The 711-nt window shown below is 68.4% G+C and carries 1 protein-coding gene; it reads right to left on the bottom strand.

Annotated features, from left to right (window positions below; genetic code table 11):
• On the bottom strand, positions 1–711 hold a 711-nt coding region (locus KIP79_RS46210), incomplete at both ends, for a transposase (RefSeq protein WP_250214968.1).

Raw genomic sequence — 711 nt, forward strand, 5'->3', positions numbered from 1 at the left:
GGCCAGGATCGCCGCGCAGATGTCCTCGGTCAGAGTGAAGCCGATCGAGTACTTCAGGCGGCGGGCGTTCACCCAGTCCAGGAACTCATGGGTGCCGCCCCCGGCATCGGTGCGGATGAGAACGTGTTTGTGCAGGCGCGCGGGGATCTGGTTAAGGGCCAGGCGGCCGGCGGTGATGTGATCGGCGGCGGTGTTGGCACCGGCGTTGCCTTTGCGGAGCAGCAGCGCCGCGGCTTCGCCGGTCCCGCCCGGGCCGTGATCGATGAACGCGGTCATCGGATGGAACCCGAAACTTTTCTTCCAGGTCGGCGCCGCCGATTCCTTCTCCGAATGCGCGATCACGATGGTGGCGTCCAGATCCACCGGGATCAGCGCGCCGCCCGCGCCCGGGGCATGTTCTTGCGCCAGTTTCCAGACCTGTTCCCGCGCCGCCGCCCGCGCTGCGCGGATCAGGCGTAATGCTGTCGGTCCGGCCTCGGCCAGCGTGGCGACCAGGCGGGAGATCGTCGGGTCGGAGGCAACTGGCCCGAACAGTTCCGGCGAGGAGCGCAGCACCGCCACGTCGGCCAGGCAGTCCCCGCCCAGCGCGAGGGCGACCGCCAGATCGGTGATGATCTTTCCGGGGTCGTGCACCGACCTTGGCTTACGCCATCGGGATAGAGCCTGTGACAAGCCCTGTCCCAGGCCACTGACCCGCAGGGTCTCGATCAG

It is taken from the genome of Acrocarpospora catenulata (genome assembly GCF_018476525.1).
GTDB classification, from domain to species: Bacteria; Actinomycetota; Actinomycetes; order Streptosporangiales; family Streptosporangiaceae; genus Acrocarpospora; species Acrocarpospora catenulata.